Annotated in this window: 18 protein-coding genes; 11 read left to right on the forward strand and 7 right to left on the reverse strand. The window is 74.3% G+C overall.

The features are described from left to right. Nucleotides 1–199: 199 nt before the first annotated feature. On the reverse strand, nt 200–367 hold the full coding sequence (locus ACN267_RS29630) for a hypothetical protein (protein ID WP_204958239.1): 168 nt from the start codon (nt 365–367) through the stop codon (nt 200–202). 155 nt (nt 368–522) lie between these two features. Between ACN267_RS29630 and ACN267_RS29635 the strand changes: the two genes are divergently transcribed. The 7 genes from ACN267_RS29635 to ACN267_RS29665 all read left to right on the forward strand — a co-directional run bounded on the left by ACN267_RS29635 (nt 523) and on the right by ACN267_RS29665 (nt 11716). Beyond that, nucleotides 523–1446 (forward strand): TIGR00730 family Rossman fold protein, encoded by a 924-nt coding sequence (locus tag ACN267_RS29635; protein WP_421490130.1) that lies wholly within the window; start codon nt 523–525, stop codon nt 1444–1446. A gap of 4 nt (nt 1447–1450) precedes the next feature. Further along, complete coding sequence (locus ACN267_RS29640; protein WP_204957839.1) at nt 1451–1996, forward strand: TIGR00730 family Rossman fold protein; 546 nt, start codon at nt 1451–1453, stop codon at nt 1994–1996. Nucleotides 1997–2083: 87 nt separating this feature from the next. After that, nucleotides 2084–5656: a PD-(D/E)XK nuclease family protein gene (locus ACN267_RS29645; protein ID WP_421490131.1), complete on the forward strand. Its 3573-nt coding sequence runs from the start codon at nt 2084–2086 to the stop codon at nt 5654–5656. A gap of 64 nt (nt 5657–5720) precedes the next feature. Continuing rightward, nucleotides 5721–9254, forward strand: coding sequence for an ATP-dependent helicase (locus ACN267_RS29650; RefSeq protein ID WP_421490132.1), 3534 nt, complete (start codon nt 5721–5723; stop codon nt 9252–9254). A 200-nt stretch (nt 9255–9454) separates the two neighbouring features. Next, complete coding sequence (locus ACN267_RS29655; RefSeq protein WP_067374184.1) at nt 9455–9658, forward strand: cold-shock protein; 204 nt, start codon at nt 9455–9457, stop codon at nt 9656–9658. Between the two features lie 225 nt (nt 9659–9883). Then, complete coding sequence (locus ACN267_RS29660; RefSeq protein WP_204957842.1) at nt 9884–11251, forward strand: DEAD/DEAH box helicase; 1368 nt, start codon at nt 9884–9886, stop codon at nt 11249–11251. A 264-nt stretch (nt 11252–11515) separates the two neighbouring features. After that, the gene (locus tag ACN267_RS29665; RefSeq protein WP_204957843.1) at nt 11516–11716 is read left to right on the forward strand and encodes a hypothetical protein; all 201 of its coding nucleotides are present in this window, start codon (nt 11516–11518) and stop codon (nt 11714–11716) included. Nucleotides 11717–11798: 82 nt separating this feature from the next. Here ACN267_RS29665 and ACN267_RS29670 read toward each other — a convergent pair whose 3' ends face one another. From ACN267_RS29670 to ACN267_RS29685, 4 genes are read right to left on the reverse strand one after another with little or no spacing between them, the layout of a single operon-like run. Further along, entirely contained in the window at nt 11799–12266 is a 468-nt protein-coding gene (locus tag ACN267_RS29670; RefSeq protein WP_421490133.1) for an RrF2 family transcriptional regulator, read from the reverse strand. Nucleotide 12267: 1 nt separating this feature from the next. Beyond that, a complete protein-coding gene (locus ACN267_RS29675; RefSeq protein ID WP_281894393.1) occupies nt 12268–13152 on the reverse strand; it encodes an ABC transporter permease in 885 nt (294 codons plus the stop codon). Further along, nucleotides 13142–13921 carry an ABC transporter ATP-binding protein gene (locus ACN267_RS29680; protein WP_204957846.1) on the reverse strand — a complete coding sequence of 260 codons (780 nt, stop codon included), beginning with the start codon at nt 13919–13921 and terminating at the stop codon, nt 13142–13144. The genes ACN267_RS29675 and ACN267_RS29680 overlap by 11 nt, the downstream gene beginning before the upstream one ends. Continuing rightward, nucleotides 13918–14982, reverse strand: coding sequence for an ABC transporter substrate-binding protein (locus ACN267_RS29685; RefSeq protein ID WP_204957847.1), 1065 nt, complete (start codon nt 14980–14982; stop codon nt 13918–13920). Before ACN267_RS29685 ends, ACN267_RS29680 begins: the two co-directional genes overlap by 4 nt. A gap of 187 nt (nt 14983–15169) precedes the next feature. Between ACN267_RS29685 and ACN267_RS29690 the strand changes: the two genes are divergently transcribed. The 4 genes from ACN267_RS29690 to nudC are packed head-to-tail and all read left to right on the forward strand — an operon-like array spanning nt 15170 to nt 19886. Then, nucleotides 15170–16255 carry an LLM class flavin-dependent oxidoreductase gene (locus tag ACN267_RS29690; RefSeq protein WP_204957848.1) on the forward strand — a complete coding sequence of 362 codons (1086 nt, stop codon included), beginning with the start codon at nt 15170–15172 and terminating at the stop codon, nt 16253–16255. A 54-nt stretch (nt 16256–16309) separates the two neighbouring features. Beyond that, complete coding sequence (locus ACN267_RS29695; RefSeq protein ID WP_204957849.1) at nt 16310–17620, forward strand: M16 family metallopeptidase; 1311 nt, start codon at nt 16310–16312, stop codon at nt 17618–17620. Beyond that, complete coding sequence (locus ACN267_RS29700; RefSeq protein ID WP_204957850.1) at nt 17617–18942, forward strand: M16 family metallopeptidase; 1326 nt, start codon at nt 17617–17619, stop codon at nt 18940–18942. Before ACN267_RS29695 ends, ACN267_RS29700 begins: the two co-directional genes overlap by 4 nt. Then, complete coding sequence (gene nudC / locus ACN267_RS29705; RefSeq protein ID WP_204957851.1) at nt 18939–19886, forward strand: NAD(+) diphosphatase; 948 nt, start codon at nt 18939–18941, stop codon at nt 19884–19886. Before ACN267_RS29700 ends, nudC begins: the two co-directional genes overlap by 4 nt. Before the next feature lie 116 nt (nt 19887–20002). On the opposite strand, the gene ACN267_RS29710 is transcribed toward nudC, so the two are convergent. Both ACN267_RS29710 and ACN267_RS29715 read right to left on the reverse strand, forming a co-directional pair. Further along, on the reverse strand, nt 20003–20266 hold the full coding sequence (locus tag ACN267_RS29710; RefSeq protein ID WP_204957852.1) for a hypothetical protein: 264 nt from the start codon (nt 20264–20266) through the stop codon (nt 20003–20005). Between the two features lie 237 nt (nt 20267–20503). Beyond that, nucleotides 20504–20722 carry a DUF397 domain-containing protein gene (locus ACN267_RS29715; protein ID WP_204957853.1) on the reverse strand — a complete coding sequence of 73 codons (219 nt, stop codon included), beginning with the start codon at nt 20720–20722 and terminating at the stop codon, nt 20504–20506. Nucleotides 20723–20733: the final 11 nt, after the last annotated feature.

Below are 20733 nucleotides of genomic sequence, written 5' to 3' on the forward strand. Positions count from 1 at the left end.
GTGGGCCGGGACGGTTGCAGAGGGCGGGGTCGGCGGGGTGGATGTGGTGAGGCCCCCGGGTCGGGGGACCGCGGGGGCCTCGGTGCGTACTGGGTGAAGGCTCGGGTGGCCGGCCAGGGGTGTGAGGCGGCCGGCCGGTCGGGTGGTGCGGGCCGGGGCGGGTGCTCCGGCCGGGTCGACGCGGGTCGGGCTGGTGGTGTCAGACGGTGGTGAGGCGGGGACTGTCGGGCTCGCTGGGCTCGACGGACTGGGCGGCCGGCTCCACCGGCACCTCCAGCTGTCGGGCGCGGCGGCGCTCGGCCACCACCTCGTTGATCCTTCGCTGCATCTGCCGACGGATCCGCATCCGTTCGTTGTTGCTGATCACGCTTGCTCCTCCCCCGAAGGCGCGCGCCGGGCCATACCCGGTATGTGAATAGTAAGACGTACGGGCGACAGAATTAGTTGCCCATGATCGCGAACTTTTTCTCCGACCCGTCGGCCAGCACCGCCCTGACGTGCGTCTCCACTACGGTGACTGACATGAGTCAGACCAACGGGCGACAGTCGGGCCGCGATCCGGAGCGGCACCGGGGGGCGGTGACACTGCGCCGTGGCGCGATCCCCACCAGCACCGCTGACCAGCGGTTGCTCGACTCCCGAGGGCGCAGCGACTGGAAGACGAAGGACGCCTGGCGGGCGCTGCGCATCCTCGCCGAGTTCGTCGAGGGTTTCGACACGTTAGCCGATCTGCCACCCGCGGTGAGTGTCTTCGGCTCGGCCCGTAGTAAACCCGACAGTCCCGAGTGCCGGCTGGCCGAGGAGTTGGGCGCGGGTCTCGCCCGGGCCGGTTACGCGGTGATCACCGGCGGTGGACCCGGTGTGATGGAGGCGGCCAACCGGGGGGCCAGCGAGGCCGGCGGCCTCTCCGTCGGGTTGGGCATCGAACTCCCCTTCGAGCAGGGGCTCAACGACTGGGTCGACCTGGCCATCGACTTCCGTTACTTCTTCGCCCGCAAGACCATGTTCGTCAAGTACGCCCAGGCGTTCGTCGTGCTGCCGGGTGGGTTCGGCACCATGGACGAGCTGTTCGAGGCGCTGACCCTGGTGCAGACCGGCAAGGTGACCCGGTTCCCGGTGGTGCTGATGGGCACCGACTACTGGCGGGGCCTACTCGACTGGCTGCGGGACAGCATGGCCGCCGAGGGCAAGATCGGCCCGGTGGACCTGGAGCTGATCTGCCTCACCGACGACGTGGACGCCGCGGTCCGGCACATCGTCGAGGCCGAGGCGGCGCTCGCCGCCGACCAGGAGGCCGTCCGTGAGGCGGCGGTGGCGCGTACCGCCGCCGACCAGCAGGCCGCCCGCCGGGCCGCGGACACCGCCACCCCCTCCCCGGGTACGGCGTCCAACGGCACCGGGTCCGGCGGCGCGGGCCGGGGCGTCGTCGACGGCCGGGAGGACTGAGCCGGTGGCGGCGATCTGTGTGTTCTGCGCGTCCTCCCGTACCCTCGACCAGCGCTGGCTGGACCTGGCGGCCGAGACCGGCGCGGAGCTGGCCCGGCGCGGGCACACGCTGGTCAGCGGCGGCGGCTGCGTCGGGATGATGGGCGCGCTCGTCGACGGGGCGCGGGCGGCCGGTGGGCGGACCGTCGGGGTGATCCCGCAGGCGCTGGTGGACCTGGAGGTCGCCGACCTCGCCTCGGACGAACTGCTGGTCACCGACGGCATGGCCAGCCGCAAGACCGTCATGATCGAGAAGTCGGACGCGTTCCTCACCCTGCCCGGCGGTCTGGGCACCCTGGACGAGCTGTTCGAGGTCTGGACCACCGCCACGCTGGCCATGCACGCCAAGCCGATGGTGCTGGTCGACACCGATGGCTTCTACCGCCCGCTGCTCGACTGGCTGGCCACCATCACCGACCAGACCTTCCTCAAGCCGGCCGGCCTGGACCTGCTCACGGTCACCCCGACCGTCGCCACCGCGCTCGACGCCCTGGAGGCCCGGCTGCCCTGACCCGAGGCCGGACCGGCATCCGGCCGCCCCGTCCGGGCGGGGTGGTGCCCTGGGGGGGGTGTCGTACCGACATGGTGGGATGTGGGGGTGCAGGGGTACCGGCTGGTGCGCCGACCTGCCGGACCGGGCCCGCAGGACGGGCGGTCCGCCGCGGACGTCCGGGGGGACGACCGGCACGGCGGGCCGGCCGAGGGGCCGGGTCGGGCCGGTGCGGGTGACGAGGGGGAGCCGCGGCCCGGGGGGCCGACGGGCGATGCCGTACGCCCCGAGGGGAGCCCACCGGCGCGAGGCCCGGCGGGCGATGCCGTTCGCCCCGGCGGGCGGCGGCACGATCCGCTCCAGGCGGAGGTGGTGGCGCACACCGACGGACCGATGCTGGTTCTCGGCGGGCCGGGCACCGGCAAGACCGGCACCCTGGTCGAGGCGGTGGCCGCCCGGGTCGCCGAGGGGGTCGACCCGGAACGTCTGCTGGTGCTCACCTTCAGCCGTCGGCAGGCCACCGGGCTGCGGCAACGGATCGAGGCCCGGATCGCCGCCGACGGCCACCTGGTGCTTCGGGAGCCGCTGGTGCGCACCTTCCCGGCGTACGCCTTCGGGCTGCTGCGCCGGGCCGCCGCCGAGCGGGGCGAGCCGTCCCCCCGGCTGCTCACCGGCCCCGAACAGGATCTGATCATCCGGGAGCTGCTCGACGTCGTCGGCGGCGAGCCCGACGACGACCCGGTCGGCTGGCCGGACGACCTGCTTCCCGCCCTGCGTACCCGGGCGTTCGCCGCCCAGCTGCGTGACCTGCTGATGCGCGCCGCCGAACGCGGCGTCGGGCCGGTGGAGCTGGCCCGGCTGGGGGAGAAGCTGGGCCGCGCCGACTGGCCGGCCGCCGCCCGGTTCCTGCGGGAGTACGTCGCCGTCCTCGCCCTGCGCGACGTCGGCAACCGGGGTTCCGTGGCGTACGACCCGGCCGAGTTGGTGCGGGCGGCCACCGGCATGCTCCTCGACGATCCGGAGCTGCTGACGGCCGAACGCCGTCGGCTGGCCCACGTCTATGTCGACGAGCTGGCCGACACCGACCCGGCCCAACAGGACCTGCTGGCCGTCCTGGCCGGGGGCGGCCGGTCCCTGGTGGCGTTCGCCGACCCGGACTCCTCCACGTACGCCTTCCGGGGTGCCGACCCGGCGGTGGTGACCGCCTTCCCGCACCGGTTCCGCACCGCCTCCGGGGCACCGGCGGCGCAGGTCACCCTCACCACCTCGTACCGGGCCGGTGCGGTGCTGCTGGGGGCCACCGGTCGGCTCGCCAGGCGGTTGCGCGGCCCGGCCGGGCACCGGCGGCTGCGACCGCTGCCCGACGCGCCGCCCGGCAGCGTCGAAGTGCGTACCTTCCGCTCGGCCACCGGCGAGGCCGCCTGGCTGGCCCACGCGCTGCGCTCGGCCCACCTGCTCGACGGGGTGCCCTGGTCGGCGATGGCGGTGCTGGTCCGCTCGACCCACCTGCACCTGCCGTCGCTGCGCCGGGCGCTGCACACCGCCGGGGTGCCCACCGTCGTGCACGGTGAGGACCTGCCGCTGCACCTGCAACCGGCGGTCGCCCCGCTGCTGCTCCTGCTGCGCTGCGCGCTCGAACCGGCCCGGCTCGACGAGGAGTCCGCGATCGCGCTGCTGCACTCGTCGCTGGGCGGGGCCGACCCGCTCGCCGAGCGGCGGCTACGCCAGGGGCTGCGGGCGCTCGCGCTGGCCCGGGGTGACCGGCGGCCCTCCGGCGAACTGATCGTCGAGGCGCTGGCCGACCCGGCCGAGCTGGCCGGCATCGAACGGCGTTGGGTCGAGCCGGCCCGTACGGTCGCGGAGCTGCTCGCCACCGCGCGGACGGCGGCGGCGGTGCCCGGGGCGACCGCCGAGGACGTGCTCTGGGCGGTGTGGGACGCCAGCGGTCTCGCCGAACGCTGGGCCGGGGCGATCAACCGGGGGCGGGCGGCCACCGGGGAGCACGAGACCGCCCAGCGTTGGCGGGCCGAGGCCGCCGACCGGGACCTCGACGCGGTGCTGGTGCTCTTCGACGCGGCGGCCCGGTTCGTCGACCGGCTGCCCGGCGCGCGGACGGAGGTCTTCCTCGACCACGTCCTCGGCCAGGACCTGCCGGCCGACACCCTGGCGGCCAGCGCCGACCGGGGCGAGGCGGTCCGCCTGCTCACCGCGCACGCGGCCAAGGGCCTGGAGTGGGACCTGGTCGCGGTGGCCGGCGTGCAGGAGGGCGTCTGGCCCGACCTGCGGCTGCGCGGCAGCCTGCTCGGCTCCGAACGGCTGGTCGACGTGCTGGCCGGCCGGGCGGACGGCACCGGCACCCGGGCCAGCCTGGTCGGGCAGACCTCCGCCCTGCTCGACGAGGAACGCCGGCTGTTCCACGTCGCGGTGACCCGGGCCCGGCGGCGGCTGCTGGTCACCGCCGTCGCCTCGGCCGCCGTCGGCGGCGACGACCACGAGGAGCAGCCCAGCCGCTTCCTGCACGAACTCGGCGTCACCGGCCAGGACGGAGACGGCCCGACCAGAAGCGGCCCCACCCCGCCCGCCGGGGAACCCGGGAAGGCGGGCGAGGACCTGCCCGGGGGGCCGGGGGATGAACCGGAGGAGGGGCCGACCCGGGAGTTGCCCGTCGGCCGGCCACCCCGGGCGCTCACCCTCTCCGCGCTGGTGGCGGAGCTGCGTACCGCGATCGTCGACCCGGCGGCGTCGGTGGCCCGGCGGCGCGCGGCGGCGGCCGAACTGGCCCGGCTGGCCGCCGCCGGCATCCCCGGCGCGCACCCGGACGACTGGTGGGGCCTGCGCAGCCTCTCCGACGACCGGCCGCTGGCCGAGGAGGGTGAACCGGTGCGGGTCACCCCGTCGGGGATGGAGAGCGCGCTGCGGTGCAGCCTGCGCTGGCTGCTGGAGCGGCACGGCGGCAGCGGGCCGGCCAGCGCCGCCCAGGGGGTCGGCAACCTGGTGCACGCCGCGGCGATGCTGGCCGAGGACGCCAGCGCCGACCGGACGGCCCTGCTGGAGTACGTGGCTGCCCGGTTCGACGCGATCGAGCTGGCGGCCCGGTGGATGGTCGGCCCGGAGCGGGAACGCGCCGAGGCGATGGTGGACAAGCTGCTGCGCTGGCTGGCCGGCAACCCGCGCCGGCTTCTCGCCATCGAGCACGAGTTCGCGGTCCGCCTCGACGACCCGACCCGGCCGATCGAGCTGACCGGCCGGGTCGACCGGCTGGAGGTCGACGCCGACGGCCGGCTGGTGGTGATCGACCTCAAGACCGGCAAGTCGACGACCGTCACCGAACGGGAGATGGCCGAGCATCCGCAGCTCGGGGCGTACCAGGCGGCGGTGGAGGCGGGCGGGTTCGCCGAGTTCGGCGACGAGGCCGGGGGTGCGGCGCTGGTGCAGCTCGGCACCGGCGGGAAGGACGCCCGCGAGCAGACCCAGGCCGCCGCCGGGCAGGGCCCCGAGGCCGGCTGGGCCACCGCCCTGGTCCGGCGTACCGCCGATACGATGGCCGCCTCGACCTTCGCCGCCGTCGCCAACGCGAAGTGCCGGGTCTGCCCGGTACGGACCAGTTGCCCGGTCTCCGGGCAGGGCCGGCAGGTCGTCGAGCCGCCGACCACCGGCGAGCACCGGGCGGGCGGGGAGTGAACGTGTCGGCCGCGCCACCGACGACCGGGCGGCCGGGGCCGCGGCGCGCGACGAGGGGAGAGCGGTGACCCAGCCGACCCTGTTCAGCGCCGCCACTCCCGTGCCGCGTACCGCCGACGCCGGGCCGCGCTACACGCCTGTGGAGCTGGCCCGGCTGCTGCGGCTGCCCGCCCCCACCGCCGAGCAGGCCGCGATCATCGCGGCGCCGGTCGCGCCGCTGCTGGTGGTGGCGGGCGCCGGCTCGGGCAAGACCGAGACGATGGCCGCCCGGGTGGTGTGGCTGGTCGCCAACTCCTACGTCCGCCCGGAGCAGATCCTCGGGTTGACCTTCACCCGTAAGGCCGCCGGTGAGCTGGCGCACCGGGTGCGTACCCGGCTGGACCAGTTGGTGCGGCGGCTCGGGCGGCGGGCCCGCAATCCGCTCGACGATCCGCTGGCCGGTGAGCCCACCGTCGCCACCTACCACTCGTACGCCGGTCGGATCGTCGCCGAGCACGGGTTGCGGGCCGGCTACGAGCCGACCACCCGGCTGCTCACCGAGGCGTCCCGGTGGCAACTGGTCGACCTGCTGGTCCGCAACTACGACGGGGACATGTCCGAGGTCGACCGGATGCCCAGCACGATCACCGACGCCGTGCTGGCGCTGGCCGGCGAGCTGGACGAACACCTGGTCGACCCGGACGCCCTGGCTGCCTGGACGGGCCGGTTCTTCGCCGAGGTGCAGGCCCATCCCGGGCGGGTCTACGCCGACGTCCGCAAGGCCCTCCAACTGCAACGCACCCGGCTGAAGCTGCTGCCGCTGGTGCGGGCGTACGCCCGGCGCAAGGACGACTTCGAGGCGATGGACTTCGCCGACCAGCTCGCCCGCGCCGCCCGGGTGGCCCGCGACCATCCGGCGGTCGGCGCCGTCGAGCGGGACCGCTACCGGGTGGTGCTGCTCGACGAGTACCAGGACACCAGCCACGCCCAGGTGGTGCTGCTCAACCACCTGTTCGGCGGCGGTCACCCGGTCACCGCGGTCGGCGACCCCTGTCAGTCGATCTACGGCTGGCGGGGGGCCAGCGCCGGCACGCTCGACCGGTTCCCCACCGACTTCGCCCACGCCGACGGCACCCCCGCCGGGGCGATGAGCCTCACCACCAGCTGGCGTAACCGGCCGGAGATCCTCGGGGTGGCCAACACCCTGTCGGTGCCGCTGCGGGCGGCCGGCGCCCGGGTGCCGGAGCTGCACGCCGCGTTGAGCGTCCGCGACCCGATCCCGCACCGCAGCCCCCGCGGGCGGGCCGCCGGCACCGTGCACTGTGCGCTGCTGCCCACGTACGTCGACGAGGCGGACTGGATCGCCGACAGTGTGCTCGCCGCCTGGCGGGGGGCGGCCCGGATGCCCGGCGCGCTGCCCGAGCACATCCCGGTGCCGCAGCGCCCCGCCACCGCCGTGCTGGTGCGGGTCCGCAGCCAGATCCCGGCGATCGAGGCGGCCCTGCGGGCGCGGGGGCTGCCGGTCGAGGTGGTCGGCCTGGGCGGGCTGCTGGACACCCCTGAGGTACGGGACGTGGTCTGCACCCTGCGGGTGCTCGCCGACCCGACCGACGGCGCGGCGCTGCTGCGCCTGCTCACCGGGGCGCGCTGGCGGATCGGGCCGCGTGACCTGGTGGCCCTGCACCGGCGGGCACGCGCCATCGCCCGGGCCCGCCGGGAGGTGACCGGCGACGACGGGCCGGAGATCGTGGTGGACGCCCTCGACGAGGCGACCCTGGTGGAGGCGCTGGCCGATCTGGGGCCGGCGCAGGCGTATTCGGCGGAGGGGTACGCGCGGCTGCGGTCGTACGGGATGGAGTTGGCCCTGCTGCGGTACCGGCTGGACCAGACGCTGCCGGAGCTGATCGCGGACGTGGAACGCACCATCGGCCTGGACGTCGAGGTGGCGGTCCGGGCCGGCCGGGACGGCGCCGGCGACGCCGGGCTGGCCCGGGGGCACCTGGACGCGCTCGGTGACGTGGCCGCCCGGTTCAGCGGCGAGACCCCGGCGGCGACGCTCGCCGGTTTCCTGGCCTACCTGACCGCCGCCGAGGACGAGGAGCGCGGGCTGTCCCCGGGCGAGGTGGAGGTGGTCGACGGCGCGGTGCAGGTGCTCACCGCGCACGCCGCCAAGGGCCTGGAGTGGGACGTCGTCGCCGTCGCCGGGCTGACCCGGGGCGGCTGGCCCGGTCAGGTCCGCAACTCCGACCACTGGCTGGGCGGGCTCGGCGTGTTGCCGTTCCCGCTGCGCGGCGACGCCGACGGGCTGCCCGTGCTCGACCTGACCGAGGTGGCCGACCAGCGGGGGGTGGCCCGGGCAGTGGCCGACTTCACCGACGCCTGGCGGGCGCACGACGAACGCGAGGAACGCCGGCTGGCGTACGTGGCGGTGACCCGGCCCCGGCGGCTGCTGCTCTGCTCCGGGTACTGGTGGGGGGAGGGGACCAAGCGGTTCCGGGGCCCGTCGGTGCTGCTCCGCGAGGTGTACGACGCCTGCCTGACCGGTGGCGACGGCCTGCTGATCGACGAGTGGGCACCCGAACCGGCGGGTGACGCGGTCAATCCGACCACCGCGCTGGTGTTGCGGGCGGAGTGGCCGGCCGACCCGCTGGGCCCGCGCCGGCCGGCGCTGACCGAGGCGGCGGCCCTGGTCCGCCGCTTCCTCGCCGACCCTGACGCGGCCCGCCGGGAAGCTCCCGGTCCTGTCCCCGCCCCCGCAATCGACGCCCAGGCGGCGGTGGGGCCGGAGGTGGTGGACCCACCGGCGGCAGGTCCGCAGGCGGCTGGGCGGCAGGCGGCGGGCCGGGTGGTGGCGGGCGGGGAAGCGGCTGGTCCGGAGGTGGCTGCGCCCGAGCCCGATCCGGAGGTGGTGCGGTGGCGGCGGGAGGCGGACCTGCTCCTCGCCGAGCGGGCGGAGCTGCTGCGGCAGGCTGAGGCGGTCGAGGTGACCCTGCCCGGCCACCTGTCGGTGACCCAGCTGGTGGCCCTGCGCCGGGACCCGGCCCAACTGGCCCGTACGCTGCGCCGGCCGATGCCCACCCCACCCAGCCCGTACGCCCGGCGGGGCACCGCCTTCCACGCCTGGCTGGAGTCCCGGTTCGGCATCGACCGGCTGCTCGACGTGGACGAGTTGCCGGGTGCCGCCGACGCGGACGCCGCGCCCGACGGGGCGTTGGCCGAGCTCCAGGAGCGCTTCCTGGCCAGCGAGTGGGCCGACCGGGTGCCGGTGGAGGTGGAGGTGCCGTTCGCCACGGTGCTGGCCGGCGTGGTGGTCCGGGGCCGGATGGACGCCGTCTTCTCCCGCCCCGGCGGCCGGTACGACGTGGTCGACTGGAAGACCGGTCGGCAGCCGACCGGCGCGGAGGCCGAGGTGGTCGCGGTGCAGTTGGCCGTCTACCGGCTGGCCTGGGCGGAGCTGGCCGGGGTGCCGGTGGACCGGGTGGGGGCCGCCTTCCACTACGTCCGGGAGGGGGTGACGGTGCGCCCGGCCGACCTGCTGGACGCCGACGGGCTGACCGCGATCATCGCCGGGTTGCCGGAAAATCCGGTGGGGGGTGGCGCGACGGCGGATCCGTGGTAAGTTGTTCTTGTTGCAGTTTTGGTTTCCAGAGACTCTGTGTGCGCCTGGCGGATTGTGGCCCCAGGCGCTCTTTGTTGTGTCCGGAGTTCTCCGGGCGGGGCGACCAAAAACAACAGGCGATTCGCGCATCCCGCGCGGAGCGCTCCTCTTCGGGCCCGCAACAGGTGCGGGTCCGACGTTCCGTCAAGGAGACGAAACAGATGGCAATTGGCACCGTCAAGTGGTTCAACGCTGACAAGGGCTTCGGCTTCATCACCCCGGACGGCGGCGGCGCCGACGTCTTCGCCCACTTCTCGGCGATCCAGACCTCCGGCTACCGGAGCCTGGACGAGAACCAGCGGGTCGAGTTCGAGGTGACCCAGGGCCAGAAGGGCCCGCAGGCGGAGAACATCCGCCCGCTCTGATCTTCGGATCGTCCGGTAACACCCTCCGGGTCCTCCGGGCCCGGTGACGGACCGGTCCGCCGCGCCGCCCCCCGCTCCGGCGGGACGCGGCGTGCTGCGGCGGACCGGCTCCCGTACCCCATCGGTTCGTGCTTGTGAGTCACCGACGGACAGCTCCGTCGGTGACCGCGCCGGCTCCCGGCGCCCTCCCTCGACACGTGCCGCGTCGAGGAAGGCCATTTCCGCATGACCATGACCGTTCCCACCTTCGCCGCGACCGGCCTCGCGCCGGCGCTGCTCGCCGAGCTGACCGCGCAGGGCATCACCGAGCCGTTCCCGATCCAGGCGGCCACCCTGCCGGATTCCCTGGCCGGCCGGGACGTGCTCGGCCGGGGCCGCACCGGCTCGGGCAAGACCCTCGCCTTCGGGCTTCCGCTGCTGCACCGCACCGCCGGACACCGGGCCCGCCCCGGCCGGCCGCTCGCCCTGGTGCTGGTCCCCACCCGTGAACTGGCCGCCCAGGTCACCACGGCACTGACCCCGTACGCCCGGGCGCTGGGGCTGCGCTGCGTCACCGTGGTCGGTGGCCTGTCCCTGCAACGGCAGGCGGACGCGCTGCGCGCCGGTGCCGAGGTGCTGGTCGCCACCCCGGGCCGGCTGCACGACCTGATCAACCGGGGTGACGCCCGGCTCGACCAGGTCGCCGTCACCGTGCTCGACGAGGCCGACCAGATGGCCGACATGGGCTTCCTGCCGCAGGTGACCAAGCTGCTGGAGCAGGTCGCCCCGAACGGCCAGCGGATGCTCTTCTCGGCGACCCTGGACGGCGGGGTGGACCGCCTCGTGCGCCGGTTCCTCAGCAACCCGGTGTCGCACTCGGTGGACCCGGGCACCGCCACGGTGACCGCGATGACCCACCACGTCCTGCACGTCGACGCGGCCGACAAGCCCGCCGCGCTGACCCAGATCGCCGCCCGGGAGGGCCGCACCATCCTGTTCATGGCGACCAAGCACCGCGCCGACCGGATGGCCCGGCAACTGCTCGCCAAGGGCGTACGCGCGGCGGCGCTGCACGGGGGGAAGTCCCAGCCGCAGCGCACCCGGATCCTGGAGCAGTTCCGCACCGGCCAGGTGACCGCGCTGGTCGCCACCGACGTGGCGGCCCGGGGCATCCACGTCGACGGCCTCGACATGGTGGTCAACGTGGACCCGCCGACCGAGGCGAAGGACTACCTGCACCGGGGTGGTCGTACCGCCCGTGCCGGTGAGGCGGGTCAGGTGGTCACCCTGGTCCTGCCGGAGCAGCGTCGGGACGTCTCCCGCCTGATGAGCGTGGCCGGCATCACCCCGCAGTCGACCCAGGTGCGCCTCGGCGACGGTGCGCTGGCCCGGGTGACCGGGGCCCGTGAGCCGTCCGGCGTGCCGGTGACCATCGTCGCCCCGACGCCGGCCCCGGCGGCCCGTCCGCGTGCCGGTGGCGAAGGCGGTCGTCCCCGGGCCGCAGGCGGCGAGGGCGGTCGTCCCCGGGCCGCCGTCGGTGGTGGCGGCGAGGGTGGCCGCCCACACCGCACGTCGGGCCGGTCCCGTCGCCCGCGTCGCCCGCGCACCGCCTGAGGTTCCCGGCCGCTGTCGAGCTGACGTCGCGGTTTCGGCGGGCGGGACGACGCAGCATCGGCTCAGCCTGAGTCGATCATGTCGGCACGCGGCGACGGGGACGGCGCGGGGTCGGGTGCGGACCCTCGGTGATCATGCATCGGGATGGGTCGGGTTGCCGGCGCTATTGCGTCCGATCGGTGACTGTTCCATTCGGTCCGGCTGGTCGAAGCTTGCTCCCGGGGGAAGAACCGGCCGGCACGGTCGGGCACGGGAGGGGTGACCATGGGGGGCGACGCTGAGTCGGGAGCGGGGCGCGAGCTACTGGTGGTGTTCGCCGTCGCGGGTGCCGGGCTCGTGCTCGCCATGGTCGCGGCGTTCGCGCCCTGGCACCCGAGGCCGGGGCGCGCCGCCCCGGCCGGGCTGGTCGAACTGCACAGCCCCGACGAGGGGCGTCCGCCGACGGTCGAGCTGACCGCCGGCTGAGCCCCCGCCGGGGGCGGTAGGTCAGGTCGTCCCGTCCGACCGTCGGGTCCTGGGGGACCGACGGTCGGACGGGCGGCCGACGTCAGCGGGCCGGGGCCTGCTCCTGGCGGATGAGCAGGTCGGTCAGCGTGGTCCGGTCCACCACCACGGCTATCGCACCGTCCACCGCCAGCCACACGTCGCGCAGGCCGGCGGCCACCCCGTGGTAGCCGGCGTCCTCGGCGGGCAGCCCCCGTACGGTGGTCAGCGACCCGGCGACGGCGCGCAGCACGTCCCCGACGCTGATCTGCGAGGCGGGACGGGTCAGCGCGTAGCCGCCCTCGGTGCCCCGGTGACTGTGCAGCAGTCCGGCACGACGCAGGTCGAGCAGGATGCCCTGGAGAAAACTCAGCGGGATGCCCTGCGTCCGCGCCAGGCTCGCCGCCTTGACCAGCTCCCCGGCGCCGTCGGGGCGTCCGCCGTCGTCGGGGCGGGTGGTCCCGCCGTCGCCGCCTGCGGCGACGGCGAGCATGGCCCGGAGCGCGTAGTCGCTGCGCGCGGAGATGTACACGTCACTGACCAGCCTGGTCCAGCACGCCCCAGCGGCGGCGGATCGCCCGGTCGGCCGCCCCGAAGGCGGCGTCGACCACCAGCCCGACCACCAGGATGACGATCATCGTGGCGAGCAGCCAGGGCGCGTCGGACAGCTCCCGGGAGTAGGTGAGCTGGGCCCCCAGGGACGTCTGCGAGATGCCGACCACCAGCAGCTCACCGGCCATCAGGCTGCGCCAGGAGAAGGCCCAGCCCTGCTTGAGTCCGGCGACGATGGCGGGCAGCGCGGCCGGCGCGATGACGTACCGGTAGAGGTTCAGCCCCCGGGCGCCGAGGTTGCGCCCGGCCCGGACCAGCAGCGGCGGCACGTAGTCGACCCCACTGATCACCCCGTTGGCGATGGACGGCGCGGCACCGAGCACCACCACGAAGAAGATCGCCTTCTCGCTCAGCTCGAACAGCAGGATGGCCAGCGGGAACCAGGCGATCGACGGCATCGTCTGTAATGCGGTGATCATCGAGCCGATCGCCGCCCGGAGCACCGTGAACCGGGCCACCGCCAGGCCGACCAGGAGGCCGACCGCGACGGAGAAGAGGTAACCGAGCGCCGCCCGTTGCAGCGTGGTGGCGAGTCCGTCCCAGAGTTGCCGGCCACCGGCCTGCCTGACCAGTTCCTCGGCCACGGTGACCGGGCCGGGCAGCGAGTACGGCGGCTTCCACCCGCTCCAGACCACCAGCTGCCACAGCCCGACGGCGATGGCGAGCGCGGCGAGCTTGGGCCAGGTGGACGCCCAGAGCCGGGCACCCCGGGAGACCTCCTTCTCCTGGCCGGCGATCTCCAGCGCGTCCAGCCCGGAGATCTCCGCGTCGGTGCGGGCCGCGCCGGTCAGGGTGTCATTTGCCATGGCGGCCCACCTCCGTACGGAGTCGGTCGGTGACCTCGGAGGCGATCGAGGCGACCTCGGGGGAGTCGATGCGCCGGGGCCGGGGGACGTTCACCTCGGTGGACCAGATGATCCGTCCGGGTCGGCTGCTGAGCAGGATGATCCGGTCGGCCAGCCGGGCCGCCTCCCGGACGTTGTGCGTCACGAACAGCACGGTGAGCTGCCGTTCCGCCCAGATCCGTTCCAGCTCGTCGTGCAGGATGTCCCGGGTCATCGCGTCGAGCGCACCGAACGGCTCGTCCATCAGCAGCACCGGGGTGTCCAGGGCGAGGGTGCGGGCCAGGGCGACCCGCTGCCGCATACCGCCGGAGAGCTGGTGCGGCCGTTTGCGGCCGAAGTCGGACAGGTGGACGGTGCTCAGCAGCTCCGCCACCCGTTCCCGGCGCTCGGCCCGCGGCAGCCCGCGCAGCTTCAACGGCACCTCGACGTTGGCCTCGACGGTCAGCCAGGGGAACAGCGCCGGCTCCTGGAACATCAGGCCGGGGTGGGCGTCGTCGGCCACCGTGATCGTGCCGCCCTGCGCGCGGTCCAGCCCGGCGACGAGGTTGAGCAACGTGCTCTTGCCGCAGCCGGACGCGCCGACGAGGCAGACGAACTCCCCGGGCCGGACGTCGAGGCTGACCCCGTCCAGGGCGAGGACGGCGTTCGTCCCGCGCCCGTACACCTTGGTCACACCGGCGAGCGCGACCGCGGTGGTCGCGCTCGGCGGCGGCGTCGTGGTCGACGTCACGGCTGGGTGACCTCGGCCTGGCCCTGCGTCTTGAGCACCTCGTTGAGGTACTTCAGGTCGTAGAGGCCGTTCAGGTCGACCGGCTGGGTCAGTTCGACCGCGACGGCGTGGTCGAGCCCGGTCTTGAGCGAGGACGCGATCGGGTCGTTGGTGAACAGCAGGGTGGGCCACGCCTGCTTGATCAGCTTCAGGTCCAGCGGCTTGCCGGTGATCTTGCCGATGTGGTCGGAGATGGCCTGCTGGGCCTCGTCCGGCTTGGTGTTGACGAAGTCGTTCGCCGCGACCTGCCCCTCGACCAGCTTCTTCACCGCCTCCGGGTGGGCCTTGAGGAACTTGGTGGAGACGATCAGGTTGGTGATGACGAACTTCTTGTCCGGCCAGAGGTCCCGCTCGTCGACGAGGACCTTGCCGCCGGCGTTGACCAGCCGGGAGACGAACGGCTCGGGCACCCACGCGCCGTCGATCGAGCCGCTGGCGAAGGTCTCGACCGTCTGGGCGTTCTCCTGCGGGACGATCTTGACGTCGCCGCCGCCCTCCTTGGTGGTCTTGAGGCCCTTCTCCTTGAGCCAGTAGCGGATGGCGACGTCCTGGGTGTTGCCGAGCTGCGGGGTGGCGATCTTCTTGCCGCGCAGCTGCTCGACCGAGGTGATCTCGGGCTTGACCACCAGGGCGACCCCGCCGGAGGCGGCGCCGGAGATGACCCGGACGGCCTCGCCCTTGGACTTGGAGAACGCGTTCACCGTCGGGTTCGGACCGATGTACGTGGCGTCGAGCGCGCCCGAGAAGATCGCCTCGATGGCGGCCGGGCCGGCGTTGAACGTCTTGGTCTCCAGCTTGACGCCATCGCCCAGCTTGTCCTCGAAGATCTTCTTCTCCACCCCCACCACTGCTGGAGCGTGGGTGATGTTGGGGAAGTAGCCCAGCCGCAGGGTGACCGGACCGGAGTCGCCGCCACCGGCGCTGTCGTCGTCACCGCACGCCGCGGTGGTTCCCATCGTGGCCACGCCGACGGCGGCGAGGGTGGCGAGGGAGAGCAGCCGACGGAAGGGGAGCCGTCTCATCATCTGTCCAATCCGCAGTATTCCTATTTAGTTGGTAGGAAGAGTGGGTGAGGAGTCCGGCGGCGTCAAGCACCGTCCGCATCGTGGGATATCTGGTCTCGAATATTCCTGGTTTTCCTACCTTCTTGATAGGTTTATCTGCCCCCGGCGAGATGGACCGGGCGGGACACGGCGAGAGGGCTCCGAGATGACCTTCCACTGGTTCCTTCCCACCTCCGGCGACGGCGACCAGGTCGGTGCCGCCACCGTCACCGCCGGCGCGGCCCGGCACGCACGGGCCGCCACCGTCGGATATCTGACCGAGGTGGCCCGGGCCGCCGAGGCGGGCGGATTCACCGCCCTGCTCACCCCGGTCGGCTCCGGCTGCCCCGACCCGTGGATCGTCTGCGCGGCGGTCGCCCAGCACACCGAGCGGATCGGCCTGCTGGTCGCCGTCCGCGCCGGCTTCGCCCTGCCCACCCTGGTCGCCCAGCAGGCCGAGGCGTTCCAGGCGGTCTCCGGCGGGCGGCTCGCGCTGAACGTCGTGACCGGCGGCGACCCCACCGAGCAGCGGGCGTACGGCGACTTCCTCGACCACGACGCCCGCTACGCCCGTACCGGTGAGTTCATCGAGGTGCTCCGTCGCTCCTGGCGCGGCGGCCCGTTCGACTTCGCCGGTGAGCACTACCGGATCGACGGCGGCGGGCTCTCCGGTCCGCTGGCCGACCCGCCGCCGGTCTACCTCGGTGGCGCGTCCCCGGCCGCCGAGGCGGTCGCCGCCCGGCAGGCCGACGCGTACCTGATGTGGGGGGAGCCGCCGGCGGCGATCGCCACCCGGGTGGCCCGGGTCCGGGCCCGTGCCGCCGAACACGGTCGTACCCTGCGCACCGGGCTGCGGCTGCACGTCATCGCCCGGCACACCGCCGCCGAGGCATGGGCCGAGGCCGACCGGCTCCGGGCCGGGATGAGCCCGGAGCGGATCGCCGCCGCCCAGGCCCGGTTCGGCCGGATGGACTCCGTCGGCCAGGCCCGGATGACCGCGCTGCACGGCGGCGGGAGCGGACGCCTCACCGTCGCGACGAACCTGTGGGCCGGCATCGGCCTGGTCCGCGAGGGTGCGGGCACCGCGCTGGTCGGCAGCTACGCCGAGGTCGCCGCCCGGATCGACGAGTACGCCCGCAGCGGCGTCGACGAGTTCATCCTCTCCGGCTGGCCGCACCGCGAGGAGGCGGAACGGGTCGGCGCGGAGGTGCTGCCCCGGGTCACCGCGCTGCGCGTCGCGGTGCCGCACTGAGACGCAGGCCGAGGACGCCCGTGTCACCGCTGGCGACACGCTAGGGTCGATCACGTGCCGACCCGGAGAGCGAGAATTCCAGCGACGAAGTACCCGGTCGAGCGGTTCACCCTCGACAACGGCCTGCGGGTGGTGCTCACCCCGGACCGCAGCGCCTCGGTGATCGGTGTGGCGGTCGTCTACGACGTCGGCATCCGCTCCGAGCCGCAGGGCCGCACCGGCTTCGCCCACCTCTTCGAGCACCTGATGTTCCAGGGTTCGGAGAACCTGGAGAAGCTGGCCCACTTCCGGCACGTGCAGGGTGCCGGCGGCACCTTCAACGGCTCCACCCACCTGGACTACACCGACTACTACGAGACGCTGCCCGGCAACGCCCTGGAACGGGCGCTGTTCCTGGAGGCCGACCGGATGCGCGGCCCCCGGCTGACCGAGGAGAACCTGCGCAACCAGGTCGACGTGGTCAAGGAGGAGATCCGGGTCAACGTGCTCAACCGGCCGTACGGAGGGTTCCCCTGGCTGACCCTGCCGCCGGTGATGTTCGACACCTTCCCCAACGCGCACGACGGCTACGGCTCCTTCGACGATCTGGAGTCCGCCACCGTCGCCGACGCCGCCGACTTCTTCCGCCGCTACTACGCCAGCGGCAACGCCGTGCTCGCGGTCAGCGGGGACATCGACGTCGCCGAGGCGACCACCCTGGTCGAACGGCACTTCGGCGACGTGCCGGCCCGCCCCGCCCCGCAGCGCCCCGACTTCACCGAGCCCGACCTGACCGCCGAGCGGCGCACCGCGTACACCGACCAGTTGGCGCCGCTGCCGGCGGTGGCCTCGGCGTGGCGGGTGCCCGACCCGGTCGGCGACTTCGCCGGCTACCTGCCCTACGTGGTGCTCGCCGAGGTGCTCACCGACGGGGACGCCTCCCGGCTGGTCGAGCGGATGGTGCAGCGCGACCGCAGCGTCACCGGCCTCGGCGGCTACCTCGGTTTCATGGGTGACCCGTTCGACGTCCGCGACCCCACCGCGTTGCTGCTCCAGGCGCACCTGCCGCCCGGCGGCGACGTGGACAAGGCGCTGCGCACGATCGACGAGGAGCTGGACCGGCTGGCCACCGACGGGCTGACCGACGGCGAGCTGGCCCGCACCCAGGCGCGGATGGCCACCCACCTGCTGCGGGACACCGACGCGGTGCTCGGCCGGGCGCTGCGGATGGCGGTGCTGGAGCAGCAGCGCGGCGAGCCGGGACTGCTCAACGACCTGCCCCGGCTGGTCGGCGAGGTCACCGACGACCAGGTCCGCGCCGCCGCCGCCACCCTGCGACCGGACCGCCGCGCCTCCATCGAGGTCATCCCCGGAGGTGCCAAATGACCACCGCCAACCGGGCACTTCCGCCGCTGGGGCCGACCCGGCGGCTCAAGCTGCCCCGGCAGGCCGAGCGGCGGCTCGCCAACGGGCTCACCGTGATCGCGGTACGCCGGCCCGCCGTACCCCTGGTCGAGCTGCGACTGTGGATGCCGTTCGGCCGTACCCACCTGGCCCGGGGCGCGATGCTCGCCGAGACGGTGCTGGCCGGCACCGGCACCCGCACCGCCACCGAGATCGCCGCCGAGTTGCAGCGGGTCGGCGGCGGGCTCTCGGCGGGGGCCGACCCGGACCGGCTGATGCTGTCCGGCGCGGGCCTGGTCACCGGGCTGGACCGGATGCTGGAGCTCCTGGCCGACGTGCTGACCGACGCCAGCTACCCGGCGGACTGGGTGCAGACCGAGCGGGACCGGCTGGTGGACCGCATCCAGGTGGCGTTGAGTCAGCCCGCCCACCTGGCCCGGACAGCGCTGCTGCGGCGGATCTACGGCCGGCACCCGTACGCGGTGCAGACCCCCGAGCCCGACCAGGTCCGCGCGGTCCGGCCGGCGGCGCTGCGCCGGCTGCACGCCGAGCGGGTGCACCCGGCCGAGGCGGTGCTGGTGCTGGTCGGTGACGTGCAACCGGAGCGGGCGCTGGACGCGGCGGAGAAGGCGCTGGGCGGCTGGACCGGGGACAGCCGGGGTGCCGAGCTGCCACCCGCGCCACCGCTGGAACCGGGTCCGTTGCTGCTGGTGGACCGGCCCGGTTCGGTGCAGTCCTCGCTGCGGATCGCGTTGCCGGCGGTGCCCCGCACCCATCCGGACCATGCCGCGCTGCAACTGGCGAACCTGATCTTCGGCGGCTATTTCTCGTCCCGCTGGACGGAGAACATCCGGGAGGACAAGGGCTACACCTACGGCCCGCACTCCTCGGTGGAGCATTCGGTGGCCGGGTCGGTGCTGGTCGCCGGGGCCGAGGTGGCGACCGAGGTGACCGGGCCGGCCCTGCTGGAGACCACGTACGAGTTGGGCCGGCTGGCCTCGGTGCCGCCCGGGACCGACGAGTTGGAACAGGCCCGCCAGTACGCCCTGGGCACCCTCCAGCTCGGCATCTCCACCCAGGCCGGGCTGGCCGCGCTGACCAGTGCGTACGCGGGTAGCGGCCTGCGGTTGGACTTCCTCGCCGAGCACGCCGCCCGGCTGGCGAAGGTCACCGTCGACGATGTCGCCGAGGTGGGTGCCCGTTACCTCGCCCCGGCGCGGGCGGTGGTGGTGGTGCTCGGTGACGCCGAACGGATCGCCGGTCCGCTGGCCGCCCTCACCCCGGTCCGGACGGAGTCGGCGTGAGCGGGGAGACCGCGCCGCCACTGGCCCGGTCCACCCTGGACCGGGCGGCGCACCGGCGTACCGACCCGCAGTGGTTGGCGCAGGCGTGGCAGCGGGCCCGGGTGCTGGTGCTGGATTCGACCCGGGACGGTCGCGCCCTGGTCCGGGCCGACGCGAACCCGCCCGTGCTGGTGTTGCGGGACGCCGCCGAGGTCGGCCCGACTCCGCAGGCGTACCGGCTCTTCCTGGGGGTGGAGCCGGACGGGGTGCCGGTCTTCGCGGTGGACGCCCCGCTGCCGGAGCTGCCGGGGACCCGGGAGGCCAACCTGCGGGAGATCGGCCACCTGCTCGACGACCGGGACGCGGGGATCTTCACCACCGCGCTCGCCCTGGTCAACTGGCACCTGGGGCACGGCTGGTCACCCCGCAGCGGACACCGGACGGAGGTGGACGAGGGTGGCTGGACGCGGGTGGGCACGGACGGCCACCGGATGTGGCCGCGTACCGATCCGGCGATGATCGTGCTGGTGCACGACGGGGTGGACGGCCCGGACGGGCGTTGCCTGCTCGGCAACAACGCCACCTGGCCACGGACCCCGGGGCAGCGGCGGTTCTCCTGCCTCGCCGGGTACGTCGAGCCGGGGGAGTCCGTCGAGGCGGCCGTGCTGCGCGAGGTCCGCGAGGAGGTCGGCGTCGGGGTCGGGCGGATCACGTACGCGGGCAGCCAGGCCTGGCCGTTCCCCGGCTCGCTGATGTTGGGCTACCTGGCCGAGGCGGACCCCCGGGAGCCGGTGCGGGTCGACCCGACGGAGATCGCGTACGCCCGCTGGTTCACCAGGCGGGAGATCGGTGCGGTGCTGGCCGGCCGGGCGGTGGACGCCGGGGACGGCGAGCGGGTGATCCTGCCGCCGCCGTCGTCGATCGCGTTGTTCCTGATCCACCGCTGGCTCGACGGCCACTGCTGACCGGTCCCGGCCCCGGGCCGTCGTTGCCGCGACGGGCCCCGGGCCGGGAACGCGGGTCGTCGTGGCCGGGCGGGGAGTCGACCCGGCGGGCCGGACCGGCCACGACGGACGGCGGGTCAGCCGGGCGGGTTCCGGTGCCGTCGGCCGGGTTCGCCGAGCGGCAGCACCTTGACCCGCTGCCGGCCGGCGCGGACCGCACCCACGGTGGACAGGGCCCGGGCCAGCAGCAGAGCGGCGTCCCGGTCCTCGGCGTGCACGGTCTGTCGGCGTGGTTCGGGGGTGGTGGTCTCGTTGCGTAGGCAACCTCCGCCGGCCCAGGCGGCGGCGAGGTCGATGTCGGCGGCGGTGCGGATGTCGGTACGGACGATCAGGTAACGCATGGTGGTCTCCGGACGGAGCGCGGGTGGCCGGCTACGTTGTGGAACTTCCACGTCACTGGATCGTCATGTTACGCCCGCCGATGCTCCTGGCAAGGCGAACGTGGGCCTTCGGCCGGGGTCCTGTCCGATCATCCGATGCCTGCTCAGGTGGGTCGGCCGGGCGGAGTGGACGGGTGCGGCGACGCGACGACGCGGGGCCGCCGGCAGGCTGCCGACGGCCCCGTTGTGGTGACCGGATCAGTCCAGGGCGAACTGGCCGTCCTTGGTGCCCCGGAGGAAGCCGAGCCAGCCGGCGCGCGGGAACAGCAGCACCGGGCCGTCCGGGTCCTTGCTGTCCCGCAGCGCCACCTCGGTCGTCGCGGTACGCAGCCGGGCGACCTCCACGCAGTTGGAGGTCTGGCTACGGCTGCTCTTGTGCCAGCGCAGGTCGGCGGGCACGGTCTGGGTCTCGTTCATGGCTCTGCTCC

It is taken from the genome of Micromonospora sp. WMMD734 (assembly GCF_049178975.1).
Lineage (GTDB): Bacteria > Actinomycetota > Actinomycetes > Mycobacteriales > Micromonosporaceae > Micromonospora > Micromonospora wenchangensis.

Excerpts from the sequence above, each read along its gene's own strand:
- ACN267_RS29685 (WP_204957847.1), bottom strand. The coding sequence starts at position 14,982 with ATGAGACGGCTCCCCTTCCGTCGGCTGCTCTCCCTCGCCACCCTCGCC.
- ACN267_RS29710 (WP_204957852.1), bottom strand. The coding sequence starts at position 20,266 with ATGCGTTACCTGATCGTCCGTACCGACATCCGCACCGCCGCCGACATC.
- ACN267_RS29660 (WP_204957842.1), top strand. The coding sequence starts at position 9,884 with ATGACCATGACCGTTCCCACCTTCGCCGCGACCGGCCTCGCGCCGGCG.
- ACN267_RS29665 (WP_204957843.1), top strand. The coding sequence starts at position 11,516 with ATGGGGGGCGACGCTGAGTCGGGAGCGGGGCGCGAGCTACTGGTGGTG.
- ACN267_RS29675 (WP_281894393.1), bottom strand. The coding sequence starts at position 13,152 with ATGGCAAATGACACCCTGACCGGCGCGGCCCGCACCGACGCGGAGATC.
- ACN267_RS29715 (WP_204957853.1), bottom strand. The coding sequence starts at position 20,722 with ATGAACGAGACCCAGACCGTGCCCGCCGACCTGCGCTGGCACAAGAGC.
- ACN267_RS29690 (WP_204957848.1), top strand. The coding sequence starts at position 15,170 with ATGACCTTCCACTGGTTCCTTCCCACCTCCGGCGACGGCGACCAGGTC.
- ACN267_RS29655 (WP_067374184.1), top strand. The coding sequence starts at position 9,455 with ATGGCAATTGGCACCGTCAAGTGGTTCAACGCTGACAAGGGCTTCGGC.
- ACN267_RS29635 (WP_421490130.1), top strand. The coding sequence starts at position 523 with ATGAGTCAGACCAACGGGCGACAGTCGGGCCGCGATCCGGAGCGGCAC.
- ACN267_RS29700 (WP_204957850.1), top strand. The coding sequence starts at position 17,617 with ATGACCACCGCCAACCGGGCACTTCCGCCGCTGGGGCCGACCCGGCGG.